The organism is Streptacidiphilus alkalitolerans, from assembly GCF_042511045.1.
Lineage (GTDB): Bacteria > Actinomycetota > Actinomycetes > Streptomycetales > Streptomycetaceae > Streptacidiphilus > Streptacidiphilus alkalitolerans.
Map to the genome: position 1 here is coordinate 162,880 of NZ_JBHEZX010000010.1, position 14,276 is coordinate 177,155.

A 14,276-nucleotide genomic window follows, 5' to 3' on the forward strand; every position below is an offset into this window, starting at 1 on the left:
CCCCTTGAAGTCCGAGATCCACCCCACCTACGTGGTCACCCAGGTCACCTGCACCTGTGGCAACGAGTTCACCACCCGCAGCACCGAGCCGTCCGGCGTCATGCGCGCCGAGATCTGCTCCAACTGCCACCCCTTCTACACGGGCAAGCAGAAGATCATGGACACCGGTGGCCGCGTGGCCCGCTTCGAGGCCCGCTTCGGCAAGAAGCACGCCGCCAAGCACCTGTCGCGGGCCCTCGGCGCCGACCGGGCGCACTCTCCCCCGCGGAGGTGCGACCCGGTCGGCGCCGTTCGCGTTACCCATCGCATCGCGCATCCCCCCACCCCAGCTCACGCACATCGGAAGAAGGCACAGCGCCATGTTCGAGGCAGTCGAGGAGCTCCTGAGCGAGCACGCGGTCCTTGAGGAGCGGCTGGCCGACCCCGCGGTGCACGGCGACCAGGCCGAGGCCCGCAGGCTCTCCAAGCGCTACGCCGAGCTGACCCCGATCACCGCCGCGTACCGCGCCTGGCGGCAGACCGGCGAGGACATCGAGGCGGCCCGCGAGTTCGCCGAGGACGACCCGGACTTCTACGCCGAGATCAAGTCGCTGGAGCGGCAGCGGGAGCAGCTGACCGAGGACCTGCGGCTGCTGCTGGTCCCGCGCGACCCCAACGACGACAAGGACATCATCCTCGAGGTCAAGGCCGGTGAGGGCGGCGAGGAGTCGGCCCTGTTCGCCGGCGACCTGCTCCGGATGTACCTGCGCTACGCGGAGAAGGTCGGCTGGAAGACCGAGATCATCGACGCCAATGAGTCGGACCTCGGCGGCTACAAGGACGTCCAGGTCTCGGTGAAGGCCAGGGCCGGCGCCGAGCCCGGCCAGGGCGTCTGGGCCCGGATGAAGTACGAGGGCGGGGTGCACCGGGTGCAGCGGGTCCCGGCGACCGAGTCGCAGGGCCGGATCCACACCTCCGCGGCCGGTGTGCTGGTCACGCCCGAGGCGGAGGACGTGGAGATCGAGATCAACGCCAACGACCTCCGCATCGACGTCTACCGCTCCTCGGGCCCCGGCGGCCAGTCGGTGAACACCACCGACTCGGCGGTCCGGATCACCCACATCCCCACCGGCATCGTCTCCTCCTGCCAGAACCAGAAGAGCCAGCTCCAGAACAAGGAGCAGGCCATGCGCATCCTGCGGTCGCGGATCCTCGCCGCCGCGCAGGAGGAGGCGGACCAGGAGGCCAGCGACGCCCGTCGGAGCCAGGTCCGCAGCGTGGACCGCTCCGAGCGGATCCGGACCTACAACTTCCCCGAGAACCGCATCTCGGACCACCGCACCGGCTTCAAGGCGTACAACTTGGACCAGGTGCTCAGCGGCGAGCTCGACCCGATCATCCAGTCGGCCGTCGACGCCGACGCCGCCGCCAGGCTCGAAGCAGCAGCCCAGAACAACTGAACCGGGCACCCGACCGGACATCCGACCAGAGGAGGTATGCGGTGAACCTGCTGCTCGCCGAGGTGGCCCAGGCCACCCAGCGATTGGCCGCCGCAGGCGTGCCCTCACCGCGCTTCGACGCCGAGGAACTCGCCGCGTACGTCCACGAGGTCAAGCGGGGCGAGCTGCACACCGTGGCCGACAGCGAGTTCGACGCCCGCTACTGGGAGGTCATCTCCCGCCGCGAGGCCCGTGAACCGCTGCAGCACATCACCGGGCGGGCCTTCTTCCGCTACCTGGAGCTGCAGGTCGGCCCCGGGGTGTTCGTGCCGCGCCCGGAGACCGAGTCGGTGGTCGGCTGGGCGATAGACGCGCTGCGCTCCATGGACGTCGCCGAACCGCTGGTGGTGGACCTCTGCACCGGCTCCGGCGCGATCGCGCTGGCACTGGCCCAGGAGGTGCCGCGGAGCCGGGTGCACGCCGTGGAGCTGTCCGAGCAGGCGTACGCCTGGGCCCGCCGCAATGTCGACACCAGCCCGGACGCCGCCAGGATCAACCTGGTCCAGGGCGACGCCACCACCGCCTTCGACGACCAGCCGGAGCTGCACGGCCGCTTCGACCTGGTGATCAGCAACCCGCCCTACATCCCGCTGACCGAGTGGGAGTACGTCGCCCCCGAGGCCAGGGACCACGATCCGCAGCTGGCGCTGTTCTCCGGCGAGGACGGCCTGGACACCATCCGGGGGATCGAGAAGGTCGCCGCCCGGCTGCTGCGCCCCGGTGGCGTGGTGGTGATCGAGCACGCGGACACCCAGGGCGGGGTGGTCCCGTGGATCTTCCGCGAGGAGTCCGGCTGGACCGACGCCGCCGACCACCGCGACCTCAACAACCGCCCGCGCTTCGCCACGGCCCGCAGGGCCGCGCTGTGACCGTCCGAACTCCGCAGAAGACGCAGAAGATCCGCAGCTGTCCAGCCCACGGAAGGGGCCTGTACCGATGAGCCGCCGCTACGACTGTGCCGATCCGAGTGACCGTGCCGCCGGCCTGCGCGAGGCCGCCTCGGCGATCCGCCGGGGCGAACTCGTCGTGCTGCCCACCGACACCCTCTACGGCATCGGTGCGGACGCCTTCACCCCGGAAGCGGTGGCCGCGCTGCTGGCCGCCAAGGGCCGCGGCCGCAATATGCCCAGCCCGGTGCTGGTCGGCTCGCCGACCACGCTGCACGGCCTGGTCAGCGACTTCTCCGAGTCCGCCTGGGAGCTGGTCGACGCCTTCTGGCCGGGCGGGCTCACCCTGGTCACCCGGCACCAGCCCTCGCTGCGCTGGGACCTGGGCGACACCAGGGGCAGCGTCGCGGTCCGGATGCCGCTGCACCCGGTGGCCATCGAACTGCTGAACATCACCGGCCCGCTCGCGGTCTCCAGCGCCAACCTGACCGGCGGCACCTCTCCGGCCGACTGCGACGAGGCCCAGCACCAGCTGGGCGACAGCGTCTCGGTCTACCTGGACGGCGGCCGGGCCGACCACGCCGTGGCCTCGTCCATCGTCGATGTCACCGGCAAGGTCCCGGTGCTGCTCCGCGAGGGCGCGGTCACCGCCGCGCAGCTCCGCGAGGTGGTACCCGACCTGGTGGTCGGCAGTTGACCGACGTCCGCGCCGGAGTGCTGGCCCATCCCAACAGCGCCGGGCCCCATCGCGGGGCCGCGGCGGCTTCCGTCATTCCCTTGGGCAGCCTCTCCGGTCCGGGGGGCGGACGGCACGCGCGTCCGGTTCCCCGCCCGTACTACGGCGGGGCCGAGCCCCGGCACGGGGCGTTCAAGATCCTCTACGTCTGCACCGGGAACGTCTGCCGCTCGCCCATCGCCGAGCGGCTGACCCGGCACGAGCTGAGCCACCGGCTCGGCACTCGGGCCGGGGACATCCTGGTGGAGAGCGCCGGCACCTGGGGCCACGAGGGCGCGCCGATGGAGTCCAACGCCGCCGAGATCCTCGGCGAGTACGGCGCCGACCCGCGCGGCTTCGTCGGCCGGGAGCTGCTGGACGAGCACGTCATCGGCGCCGACCTGGTGCTGACCGCGACCCTGGACCACCGGGCCCAGGTGATCTCCATGGGCCATGCCGCCGGGCTGCGCACCTTCACCCTCAAGGAGTTCACCCGGCTGGTGCGGGCGATAGACGCGGCCACCCTGCCCGAGGCCGCCGAGGTACCCGGCGAGATCGCCGAGCGGGCCCGGGTCCTGGTCCGGGCCGCCGCCGCGCTGCGCGGCTGGCTGCTGGCCGCCACCCCCGAGGCCGACGAGGTGGACGACCCCTACGGCGCCCCGCTGGGGATGTTCCGCAACTGCGGCGAGGAGATCTTCGACGCGCTGGACCCGATCGTGACCGCGCTGACCGGAGTGGCCCGGGTGCCCGCCTAGCCCAGGCGTAACGATTGCTCCCGTCCTACAGTGAGTTCCCAGGGCCCTTACGGTTCCGGGCCCACACGGTGCGAGCGGGAGCGTGGGGATGTCGGAGCTGAGCGCGCGGGATCCGGAGCTCGCCGACGTCCTGGACGCCGAGCTGCGGCGCAGGAGCAGCCAGCTGGACCTGCTCGCGGGGGAGAACTTCGCTTCGCCCGCCGTCCGCGCGGTACTGGCGGGCCCGCTGGGCGACAAGTACGCCGAGGGCTATCCGGGCCACCGGCACCACACCGGCTGCGCCCAGGCCGACGCCGCCGAACTGCTCGCGGTGCGGCGGGCCAGGACGCTGTTCGGGGCCGACCACGCCAATGTCCAGCCGTACTCCGGCACCACCGCGGTGCTGGCCGCCTATGCCGCGCTGCTCCGGCCGGGTGACGCGGTACTGGCGATGTCGCTGCAGCACGGCGGCCATCTGACCCACGGCTCGGCGGCCAACTTCTCCGGCCGCTGGTTCGAGTTCACCGGCTACGGGGTGCGCGAGAGCGACGGCCTGGTGGACCTGGACCAGGTCCGCGACCTGGCCAGGGCGCTGCGCCCGAAGGCGATCATGGCCGGGGCGATCTCCTACCCGCGGGCGCTGGACTGGGCCGCCTTCCGGAGCATCGCCGACGAGGTCGGCGCGTACCTGGTGGCGGACGCCTCGCAGACGCTGGGCCTGGTGGCCGGGGGAGTACTGTCCTCTCCGGTGCCGTACGCGGACGTGGTCTGCGGGGTGACCCACAAGCTGCTCGGCGGACCCAGGGGCGGCCTGCTGCTGTGCACCGAGGAGCTCGCCGAACGGGTCGACCGGGCGGTCTTCCCGTTCACCCAGGGCGGTCCCGCGATGAACCAGATCGCCGCGAAAGCCCTGGTCCTGGGCCTGGCCGCAGGTCCCGAGTACGCCGACTACGCCCGCCGTACGGTGATCAACGCGCAGACCCTGGCCGAGGCGCTGGGACGGGAGGGGCTGCGTCCGCTGACCGGCGGGACCGACACCCACCTGGTCACCGCCGACGCCCGGCCGCTGCGGCTGACCGGGCGCGAGGTGGAGCAGCGCTGCGAGCGGGTGGGCCTGCTGCTTGGCACGTGCGCGGTGCCCTTCGACCAGGCCCCGCCCACCTCGGCCTCCGGGGTGCGGCTGGGCACGGCCGGGGTGACCACGCAGGGGATGGGGCAGGCGGAGATGAACGAGCTGGCGGTCCTGGTCGGCCGGGCGGTCCGGGCGGCCGGATCCGCCGAGGAACAGCTGGTCGCGGCGGAGGTGCGGGTCATGGCCGAGCGCTTTCCGGTGGACGAGCCGGAGAATTCATAGCCAAAGGGATGTGTAGACAAAACCGCAATGGTGGGTCTCTGCGTCCGTGTGAATAGGGTGGTGCTTTGTGATGCCGCATCAACACCACCCAGCCCACCTGACTCGGCCGCTATGCTCAGCCGAAGTCACGGGGGTGCCGACCGCAACATTGGAGGGCGCTGATGCGTGAGTTCCTGCTGACGCTGTGCGTCGTCACCGCGGTCACCTATCTGCTCACAGGACCGGTGCGCAAGTTCGCCATCATCGCGGGCGCGATGCCGCAGATCCGCGACCGGGACGTGCACAAGGAGCCGACCCCGCGCCTCGGCGGCATCGCCATGTTCGGCGGGTTGTGCGCGGGCCTGCTGGTGGCGGCCCACCTGGACAAGCTCTCCAGCATCTTCAGCAACACCGGGGACGTCCCCGCGCTGCTGGCCGGCGCCACCATCATGTGGGTCATCGGCGTGCTGGACGACAAGTGGGGCGTGGACGCCCTGGTCAAGCTGGGCGGCCAGATGGTCGCGGCCGGCGTGATGGTGTTCAAGGGCGTCACCGTGCTGTGGCTGCCGATCCCCGGCGTCGGCACCGTGGTGCTGCACCAGACCTGGGGCACCTTCATCGCGGTGGCCCTGGTGGTGATCAGCGTCAACGCGGTGAACTTCATCGACGGCCTGGACGGCCTCGCGGCCGGCATGGTCTGCATCGCGGCGCTGGCCTTCTTCGCCTACTCGTACCGGCTCTCCTACGGCTACGGCATCGCCGACGCGCTGCCGGCCACGCTGTTCAGCGCGATCCTGGTGGGGATGTGCCTGGGCTTCCTGCCGCACAACCTGCACCCGGCCAGGATCTTCATGGGCGACTCGGGGGCGCTGCTGCTCGGCCTGGTGCTCTCGGTCTCGATGATCTCGCTGACCGGCCGCGTCGACCCCAGCGTGATCACCAGCGGCTCGCAGACCGTCGCCGTGCACGCGATGGTGCCGATCTACATCCCGCTGCTGCTGCCGCTGACGGTGATCGCGATCCCGCTGGCGGACCTGGTGCTCGCGGTGGTGCGCCGCACCTGGAACGGCCAGTCCCCGTTCGCCGCGGACAAGGGCCACCTGCACCACCGGCTGCTGCAGATCGGCCACTCGCACAGCCGCGCGGTCATGATCATGTACTTCTGGGCGGCCCTGTTCGCCTTCGCCACCGTGGCCTTCTCGGTGAACCGCACGCCGCTGCTGGCCGTGAAGATCGCCATGGCGGCCTGTGTGATCGGGATCATCGTGCTGCTGCTGCCCCGCTTCAAGCCGCACGCGCCCCGGATGGCGGAGCGCTTCCTCCCTCCGCGCTACCGCCGTCCGGCCGAATCCACGGAGCCCGCTCCGGCGCCGGAAAAGGTAAGAGAACTTCTTACCCAGAGCGACCGAATCGGCGCGGAGAGCACCGGTGATCATGGGGATTCCTTTTCCCATGAGGACGAAGAGCTGCTGCGCAAGATCGGGACCGGTGCACACGCCGCCGGACGCCATTCGGGCGCAACCGGACGAAACGGCAGTTAACCCCTCCGGGTGAGGCTGATGTGGCAAGAAGCACAGGTCTAGGGTAAAGACCTCACCAAATAGCTTGTGATACCGTTCACGACATCAGGTAGAAGAGCCGAAGGACCTTATGGGAGAAGGTCGTTCGGTCGCGACCCGCCTCGCGGGTCTGTGATCCAGTGCTCTTTCTCCTCGCTTCCTTTGATCGCCTTTCCATTCCATCGCGCCGGAGTTGACGACGATGCTGTCCAACGACGCCCAGATCCTCCGCGGGTCAGCCGTGCCGGCTGTGCCCGTGGGGATCGTCGCCGCCGTGCTCAGCACAGTCTTCGCCGGCCCCAAGGGTCTGGTCGGTGCGCTGGTCGCCATCGCGGTGGTCGCCGTGTTCTTCGGCCTGGGTTTCTGGGCGCTGATGCGGTTGACCCAGAACAAGCCGCAGTTGGTGATGACGGCCGGTCTTCTGGTCTATGCGGTGCAGATGCTGCTCATCGGCGTCTTCATCGTCGTGTTCAAGAACACCACCCTGTTCAACGGCCGGGCGTTCGCCCTCACTCTGCTGGCCACCGCGCTGGCCTGGGTGGGCGGACAGATCTTCTCCACGCTGCGGAGCAAGACGCTCTACGTCGACCCGGAGCCCTCGGTTCCGGTCAAGGCGGAGTCCCGAGATGGGGCATAAGGGCCGACTAAAGACGCTTCATCCTGATCTGCTATCGTCCGGAATCGCGTCCGGTCGAAAGGGACTCTTCAGTCCCCTCCCGGAGGCGCCAGGGCCGGGTCGAGTCGACCGAGGCGGCGCCACCACCCCATGTCCCCCGTGCCGAACCGTGGCCGCACAGGCCGCACCGACACTCAAGGTTGCAGTTCTTATGCGTCACGACGAAGGAGTCACGGGTGAGTACCCCAACGATGGTCGCTGAGAGCGCGTGCCACATCACGCCCTCGGGCTGTGGTTTCCCCGCCCCGGGTCTCAACTCGTTCGACTTCAAGCCGATCTTCAGCATCGGCAGCTTCGACTTCACCAAGCCGATGCTGCTCGCGCTCATCTGCATGCTGCTGGTGGTCGGGTTCTTCTGGTCGGCGTTCGCCAAGCCGAAGCTGGTCCCGGGCAAGCTGCAGCTGGTCGGTGAGATCGGCTACACCTTCATCTCCCGCGGCATCGCGCGCGATGTGATCGGCAAGAAGGGCGACAAGTACGTCCCCTTCCTGACCTCGATCTTCTTCTTCGTGTGGATCATGAACATCATGTCCATCATCCCGCTGGCGCAGTTCCCGGTGGCGTCCCGCTTCGGGTTCCCGGTGGCCATCGCGCTGCTGGTGTGGGTGACGTACATGTACCTCACCTTCAAGACCCACGGCTTCGTCGGCGGCTGGAAGCACCTCACCGTGCTGCAGGGCCTGCCGGGTTGGCTGCTGCCGCTGATCATCGTCATCGAGTTCCTGCAGAACGTGATCCTGCGTCCGTTCACCCTCGCGGTGCGGCTCTGGGCCAACATGTTCGCCGGCCACATGCTCATCGTGATGTTCAGCGCCGCCACCTGGTACATGCTCACGCCCTCGGTCTTCGCGCTGTTCTCGGGCGGCTCGTTCGTCATGGCCGCCGGGATGACCGCCTTCGAGGTGCTGATCCAGTTCCTGCAGGCCTACATCTTCACGCTGCTGACCTCGCTGTACATCAGCGGAGCGCTCGAAGAGGGTCACTGACCCGCTCGCACCACCTCAGACTTCCGCTGGGAAGCCCCCCAGCGGTACGGCAACACACCTAAGGACAGAGACAGATGTCTAACGTTGAGCTCGCCGCCGGCGTCTCCGGCAACCTCGGCGCCGTGGCCTACGGTCTCGCCGCGATCGGCCCCGGCGTCGGTATCGGCCTGGTCTTCGGCCACTCCATCGAGGCCATGGCGCGTCAGCCCGAGGCCATGCCGATCATCCGCCAGAACATGTTCCTCGGCTTCGCCCTGTGTGAGGTTCTGGCGCTGCTCGGCCTGGTCGTCCCCTTCATCTTCAAGTAAGCCGACAGCCAGCCACACTCGACGAAAGGTTCAGACATGGTGGGCTATCTCCTGGCAGAGGGAGGAGCACAGAACCCGCTCGTTCCCGAGATCCCGGAACTGATCATCGGCCTGCTCTGCTTCTTGATCGTCTTCGGCGTCCTCGGCAAGAAGCTGCTGCCCGGTATCCAGAAGACCCTGGACGAGCGGCGCGACGCGATCGAGGGTGGACTGGAGCGGGCGGCTGAGGCGCAGGCCGAGGCCACCCGGACGCTGAAGGAGTACCAGGACCAGCTCGCGGAGGCCCGTCACGAGGCCGCTCGGATCACCGAGCACGCCCGTGAGCAGGGCGCCGTGATCATCGCGGAGATGAAGGAAGAGGGCCAGCGCCAGCGCGAGGCCATCATCACCGCGGGCCACGCCCAGATCGAGGCGGACCGCCGTCAGGTGACGAACGTGCTTCGTCAGGACGTCGGCCGGATCGCCACCGACCTGGCCGGCCGCGTCGTCGGCGAGTCCCTGGAGGACTCCGCCCGGCAGAGCCGGATCATCGACCGCTTCCTGGACGAGCTCGACGCGAAGTCGGCCGAGGCCGCGGGCGCCGCCAAGTGAGCAGCGCCACGCGTCAGTCGAACGCGGCCGCTCGCGAGCGCCTCGAGGCCCTGACCGACAGCACGTCGGTCGACCCGGCCGCGCTCAGCGCGGACCTGCTGGCCGTGACCGGCGTGCTCGACCGCGAGGTCGGACTGCGTCGGACCCTCACCGACCCGGCCACCTCGGGCCAGCGCAAGGCCGACCTGGTCACCGCGCTGCTCAGCGGCAAGGTCGGCGCGGAGACGCTCGACCTGGTGGCCGGCATGGTCCGGTCCCGCTGGGCGACGTCGCGCGACCTGGTGGACGGCGTCGAGCAGTTGGCCTCGCTCGCCCAGATCATCGGTGCGGACCGGGCCGGCGCGCTGGACGAGGTCGAGGACGAGCTGTTCCGCTTCGGACGGATCGTCGCCGGCAACCCCGCGCTGCGGGCCGCGCTCACCGACGGCGCCGCGGACTCCGCCGCCAAGGGCGAGCTGGTCCGCGGTCTGCTCGGCGGCCGGGCCAAGCCGCAGACCACGCAGTTGGTCGTCGCCCTGGTGACGCAGCCGCGTGGACGTAGCCTGGAAGGCGGCCTGGAGGAGTACTCCCGGCTGGCCGCGGGCCGGCGTGGCCGGGTGGTCGCCCTGGTGACCGTCGCGGTGCCGCTGTCGGACGCCCAGAACGAGCGGCTCGCCGCTTCGCTGGCGCGGCTGGTGGGTCGTCCGGTCCACCTGAACATCGACGTGGACCCCTCGGTCCTCGGCGGGGTCCGGGTGCAGATCGGCGACGAGATCATCGAGGGCACTGTCGAGAGCCGTATGGACGGCGCGCGACAGGGCCTGGCGGGCTGAAGCCCACCCCCACAAGGGGAGCATTGTCCGACCCTCGGTCGGTTTGTACGGTCAGTGGACATGCTGGCCGAGAGTCGAATACTTGCGGCCCTCCACGGGCGGGCCGAGGATCGCAACTAGGAGAGCAGGGAACCCAGATGGCGGAGCTCACGATCCGGCCGGAGGAGATCCGGGACGCGCTGGACAACTTCGTCCAGTCGTACCAGCCGGACGCCGCCTCGCGTGAAGAGGTCGGCACTGTCACCTACACGGCTGACGGCATCGCCCGGGTCGAGGGCCTGCCCTCGGTCATGGCGAACGAACTGCTGAAGTTCGAGGACGGAACCCTCGGCCTCGCACTGAACCTCGACACCCGCGAGATCGGTGTCGTCGTCCTCGGCGAGTACAGCGCAATCGAGGAGGGCCAGACGGTCCGCCGTACCGGCGAGGTGCTGTCGGTCCCCGTGGGCGAGGGCTACCTCGGCCGCGTGGTCGACCCGCTGGGCCAGCCGATCGACGGCCTCGGCGAGATCGAGTCCAGCGGCCGTCGCGCCCTGGAACTGCAGGCCCCCGGCGTCATGGTCCGCAAGTCGGTGCACGAGCCGCTGCAGACCGGCATCAAGGCCATCGACGCGATGACCCCGATCGGCCGCGGCCAGCGCCAGCTGATCATCGGCGACCGCCAGACCGGCAAGACCGCGGTGGCGATCGACGCGATCATCAACCAGCGCGACAACTGGCGCTCGGGCGACCCGAAGAAGCAGGTCCGCTGCATCTACGTCGCCATCGGCCAGAAGGGCTCCACCATCGCCTCCGTGCGCGGTGCGCTGGAGGAGGCGGGCGCGCTGGAGTACACCACCATCGTGGCCGCCCCGGCGTCCGACCCGGCCGGCTTCAAGTACCTTGCCCCGTACACCGGTTCGGCCATCGGCCAGGAGTGGATGTACGACGGCAAGCACGTCCTCATCGTCTTCGACGACCTGTCGAAGCAGGCCGAGGCATACCGCGCCGTGTCGCTGCTGCTGCGCCGCCCGCCGGGCCGCGAGGCCTACCCCGGCGACGTGTTCTACCTGCACTCCCGTCTGCTGGAGCGCTGCGCCAAGCTGTCGGACGAGCTGGGCGCGGGCTCGATGACCGGTCTGCCGATCATCGAGACCAAGGCCAACGACGTCTCGGCGTACATCCCCACCAACGTGATCTCGATCACCGACGGCCAGTGCTTCCTGGAGTCCGACCTGTTCAACTCGGGCATCCGCCCGGCCGTGAACGTCGGTATCTCGGTCTCCCGCGTCGGTGGCTCCGCGCAGATCAAGGCCATGAAGTCGGTGGCCGGACGCCTGCGCCTGGACCTGGCCCAGTACCGCGAGCTGGAGGCGTTCGCCGCCTTCGGTTCCGACCTGGACTCGGCCTCCAAGGCCCAGCTGGAGCGCGGCGCCCGGATGGTGGAGCTGCTCAAGCAGGGCCAGTACCAGCCCTTCCCGGTCGAGGAGCAGGTCGTCTCGATCTGGGCCGGCACCACCGGCCAGCTGGACAACGTCCCGGTCGCGGACATCCGCAAGTTCGAGCGCGAGTTCCTCGACTACCTGCGCCGCGAGCACAAGAACGTCCTGACCACCATCGTGGAGACCAGCAAGCTCGAGGACGGCACGATCACCTCGCTGACCGAGGCCATCACCTCGTTCAAGCAGGAGTTCACCACGTCCCAGGGCGCGCTCCTCGGCGACTCGGCCTGACGAGAGACGGAAAGGACGGTAACTGACCCATGGGAGCACAGCTTCGGGTCTACAAGCGCCGGATCCGCTCTGTCACCGCGACGAAGAAGATCACCAAGGCGATGGAGATGATCTCCGCGTCGCGCATCATGAAGGCGCAGCGCGCGGTGGCCGCCTCCTCCCCCTACGCGGACGAGCTCACCCGTGCGGTGACCGCGGTCGCGACGAGGTCCAACGCCAAGCACCCGGTGACGACGGAGCCGGAGAACCCGGTCCGGGCCGGGGTGCTGGTGGTCACCGCCGACCGCGGTCTGGCCGGCGGCTACTCCTCCAACGCCATCAAGCAGGCCGTCGCACTGTCGGCCCGCCTGAAGGCGGAGGGCAAGGAGGTCGTCACGTTCATGGTCGGCCGCAAGGGCGTGGGCTTCTACGCCTTCCGCGAGATGCCGGTCGCGGCCTCGTGGACCGGCTTCTCGGACAAGCCGACCTACCAGGACGCCAAGACGGTCTCGGCCGGTCTGATCGACGCCTTCGTGACGGAGACGGCGGAGGGCGGCGTGGACGAGCTGTACGTGGTCTCGACCGAGTTCGTCTCGATGCTCACGCAGAACCCGGTGGATGTGCGCCTCCTCCCGCTCAAGCTGGAGGAGACGCAGGCCGCGGCGAAGGAGCACGGCCCCTTCCCGCTGTACGACTTCGAGCCGTCGGTGGAGGGCGTCCTGGACGCCCTGCTGCCGCGGTACGTCGAGAGCAGGATCTACAACGCGCTGCTGCAGTCGGCCGCCTCGGAGCACGCCGCCCGGCGTCGTGCGATGAAGAGTGCGACCGACAACGCGGGCGACCTCATCAAGTCGCTTTCGCGACGCGCCAACTCGGCCCGACAGGCCGAGATCACCCAGGAAATCAGCGAGATCGTCGGTGGCGCTACCGCCCTGGCCGACGCGAACGCGGGGAGTGACTAGACACATGACTGCCACTGTTGAGACCGCGACGGCCACCGGCCGTGTCGCGCGGGTCATCGGGCCGGTCGTCGACGTGGAATTCTCCGTCGACGCCATGCCGGCGATGTTCAACGCCCTCAAGGTCGAGATCGACGCGCCGGACGGTACCGGCCGCAAGATCCTGACCCTCGAGGTCGCCCAGCACCTCGGCGACGGCCTGGTCCGCGCCATCTCCATGCAGCCGACCGACGGTCTGCAGCGCGGGGCCGGCGTCACCGACACCGGCGACGCGATCTCGGTTCCGGTTGGCGACATCACCAAGGGCAAGGTCTTCAACGCCCTCGGTGAGGTGCTGAACGCGGACCGCGAGGAGTTCGAGGCCTCGGTCACCACCCGCTGGCCGATCCACCGGGTCGCCCCGCGCTTCGACCAGCTCGAGTCCAAGACCGAGATGTTCGAGACCGGCATCAAGGTCATCGACCTGCTCACCCCGTACGTGCAGGGTGGGAAGATCGGCCTGTTCGGCGGCGCCGGCGTGGGCAAGACCGTCCTGATCCAGGAGATGATCTACCGCGTCGCCGAGAACTTCGGTGGTGTGTCGGTCTTCGCCGGTGTCGGTGAGCGTACCCGCGAGGGCAACGACCTCATCGAGGAGATGAAGGACTCGGGCGTCCTCGACAAGACCGCCCTGGTCTTCGGCCAGATGGACGAGCCCCCGGGCACCCGTCTCCGGGTCGCGCTCTCGGCCCTCACCATGGCGGAGTACTTCCGCGACGTGGTCGGCCAGGACGTGCTGCTGTTCATCGACAACATCTTCCGGTTCACCCAGGCCGGTTCCGAGGTGTCGACCTTGCTCGGCCGGATGCCCTCCGCGGTGGGCTACCAGCCGAACCTGGCCGACGAGATGGGCCTCCTCCAGGAGCGCATCACCTCGACCCGCGGTCACTCGATCACCTCGATGCAGGCGATCTACGTCCCCGCGGACGACCTGACCGACCCGGCCCCGGCCACCACCTTCGCCCACCTCGACGCGCTGACGGTGCTCTCCCGTCCGATCTCCGAGAAGGGCATCTACCCGGCGGTCGACCCGCTGGACTCGACGTCCCGGATCCTGGACCCCCGCTACATCGCGGCGGACCACTACGAGACGGCGGTCCGGGTCAAGGGGATCCTGCAGAAGTACAAGGACCTCCAGGACATCATCGCGATCCTCGGCATCGACGAGCTGAGCGAAGAGGACAAGGTCACCGTCTACCGCGCCCGCCGGATCGAGCGCTTCCTGTCCCAGAACACCTACGTGGCGAAGCAGTTCACCGGTGTCGAGGGCTCGACGGTCCCGCTCGAGGAGACCATCCACGCGTTCAACGCGATCGCCGACGGGAAGTACGACTCCACCCCGGAGCAGGCCTTCTTCATGTGCGGTGGCATCGACGACCTGGAGCGCAACGCCGCCGAGCTCGCCAAGAAGTAGTCCTTCCTGGATGGGCCCGGTGCTGAGGGGCGGCCCCGTACGGGACCGCCCCTCGTCCGTACCCCCACCCGATTGCACGACTGATCGAGTGGCC

At 69.3% G+C, this 14,276-nt stretch carries 14 protein-coding genes and 1 pseudogene; all 15 read left to right on the top strand.

The window, feature by feature from the left end; genetic code table 11:
* Nucleotides 1-4: 4 nt before the first annotated feature.
* A pseudogene (gene rpmE / locus ACEZDG_RS23055) lies at nt 5-214 on the top strand (50S ribosomal protein L31); the annotation flags it as partial.
* 145 nt (nt 215-359) lie between these two features.
* A complete protein-coding gene (prfA, locus tag ACEZDG_RS23060; RefSeq protein WP_380512600.1) occupies nt 360-1,439 on the top strand; it encodes a peptide chain release factor 1 in 1,080 nt (359 codons plus the stop codon).
* A 41-nt stretch (nt 1,440-1,480) separates the two neighbouring features.
* Complete coding sequence (prmC, locus tag ACEZDG_RS23065; RefSeq protein WP_380512602.1) at nt 1,481-2,347, top strand: peptide chain release factor N(5)-glutamine methyltransferase; 867 nt, start codon at nt 1,481-1,483, stop codon at nt 2,345-2,347.
* A gap of 67 nt (nt 2,348-2,414) precedes the next feature.
* On the top strand, nt 2,415-3,062 hold the full coding sequence (locus tag ACEZDG_RS23070) for an L-threonylcarbamoyladenylate synthase (RefSeq protein WP_380512603.1): 648 nt from the start codon (nt 2,415-2,417) through the stop codon (nt 3,060-3,062).
* Nucleotides 3,063-3,136: 74 nt separating this feature from the next.
* Nucleotides 3,137-3,835: an arsenate reductase/protein-tyrosine-phosphatase family protein gene (locus tag ACEZDG_RS23075; protein ID WP_380512841.1), complete on the top strand. Its 699-nt coding sequence runs from the start codon at nt 3,137-3,139 to the stop codon at nt 3,833-3,835.
* Nucleotides 3,836-3,923: 88 nt separating this feature from the next.
* Nucleotides 3,924-5,168: a serine hydroxymethyltransferase gene (locus ACEZDG_RS23080; protein WP_380512605.1), complete on the top strand. Its 1,245-nt coding sequence runs from the start codon at nt 3,924-3,926 to the stop codon at nt 5,166-5,168.
* 161 nt (nt 5,169-5,329) lie between these two features.
* Nucleotides 5,330-6,688: an MraY family glycosyltransferase gene (locus ACEZDG_RS23085; RefSeq protein WP_380512607.1), complete on the top strand. Its 1,359-nt coding sequence runs from the start codon at nt 5,330-5,332 to the stop codon at nt 6,686-6,688.
* A 220-nt stretch (nt 6,689-6,908) separates the two neighbouring features.
* On the top strand, nt 6,909-7,343 hold the full coding sequence (locus ACEZDG_RS23090) for a hypothetical protein (protein WP_380548878.1): 435 nt from the start codon (nt 6,909-6,911) through the stop codon (nt 7,341-7,343).
* 230 nt (nt 7,344-7,573) lie between these two features.
* Entirely contained in the window at nt 7,574-8,368 is a 795-nt protein-coding gene (gene atpB, locus ACEZDG_RS23095; RefSeq protein WP_380512843.1) for a F0F1 ATP synthase subunit A, read from the top strand.
* Nucleotides 8,369-8,442: 74 nt separating this feature from the next.
* Entirely contained in the window at nt 8,443-8,676 is a 234-nt protein-coding gene (atpE, locus tag ACEZDG_RS23100) for an ATP synthase F0 subunit C (protein WP_380512611.1), read from the top strand.
* A gap of 36 nt (nt 8,677-8,712) precedes the next feature.
* Complete coding sequence (locus ACEZDG_RS23105) at nt 8,713-9,267, top strand: F0F1 ATP synthase subunit B (RefSeq protein ID WP_380512613.1); 555 nt, start codon at nt 8,713-8,715, stop codon at nt 9,265-9,267.
* The gene (locus tag ACEZDG_RS23110) at nt 9,264-10,079 is read left to right on the top strand and encodes a F0F1 ATP synthase subunit delta (RefSeq protein WP_380512615.1); all 816 of its coding nucleotides are present in this window, start codon (nt 9,264-9,266) and stop codon (nt 10,077-10,079) included. The genes ACEZDG_RS23105 and ACEZDG_RS23110 overlap by 4 nt, the downstream gene beginning before the upstream one ends.
* Before the next feature lie 137 nt (nt 10,080-10,216).
* Nucleotides 10,217-11,791: a F0F1 ATP synthase subunit alpha gene (gene atpA / locus ACEZDG_RS23115; protein ID WP_380512617.1), complete on the top strand. Its 1,575-nt coding sequence runs from the start codon at nt 10,217-10,219 to the stop codon at nt 11,789-11,791.
* A gap of 29 nt (nt 11,792-11,820) precedes the next feature.
* A complete protein-coding gene (locus tag ACEZDG_RS23120) occupies nt 11,821-12,732 on the top strand; it encodes a F0F1 ATP synthase subunit gamma (RefSeq protein WP_380512619.1) in 912 nt (303 codons plus the stop codon).
* Between the two features lie 4 nt (nt 12,733-12,736).
* Nucleotides 12,737-14,182 (top strand): F0F1 ATP synthase subunit beta, encoded by a 1,446-nt coding sequence (gene atpD, locus ACEZDG_RS23125; protein WP_380512620.1) that lies wholly within the window; start codon nt 12,737-12,739, stop codon nt 14,180-14,182.
* Nucleotides 14,183-14,276 lie beyond the last annotated feature (94 nt).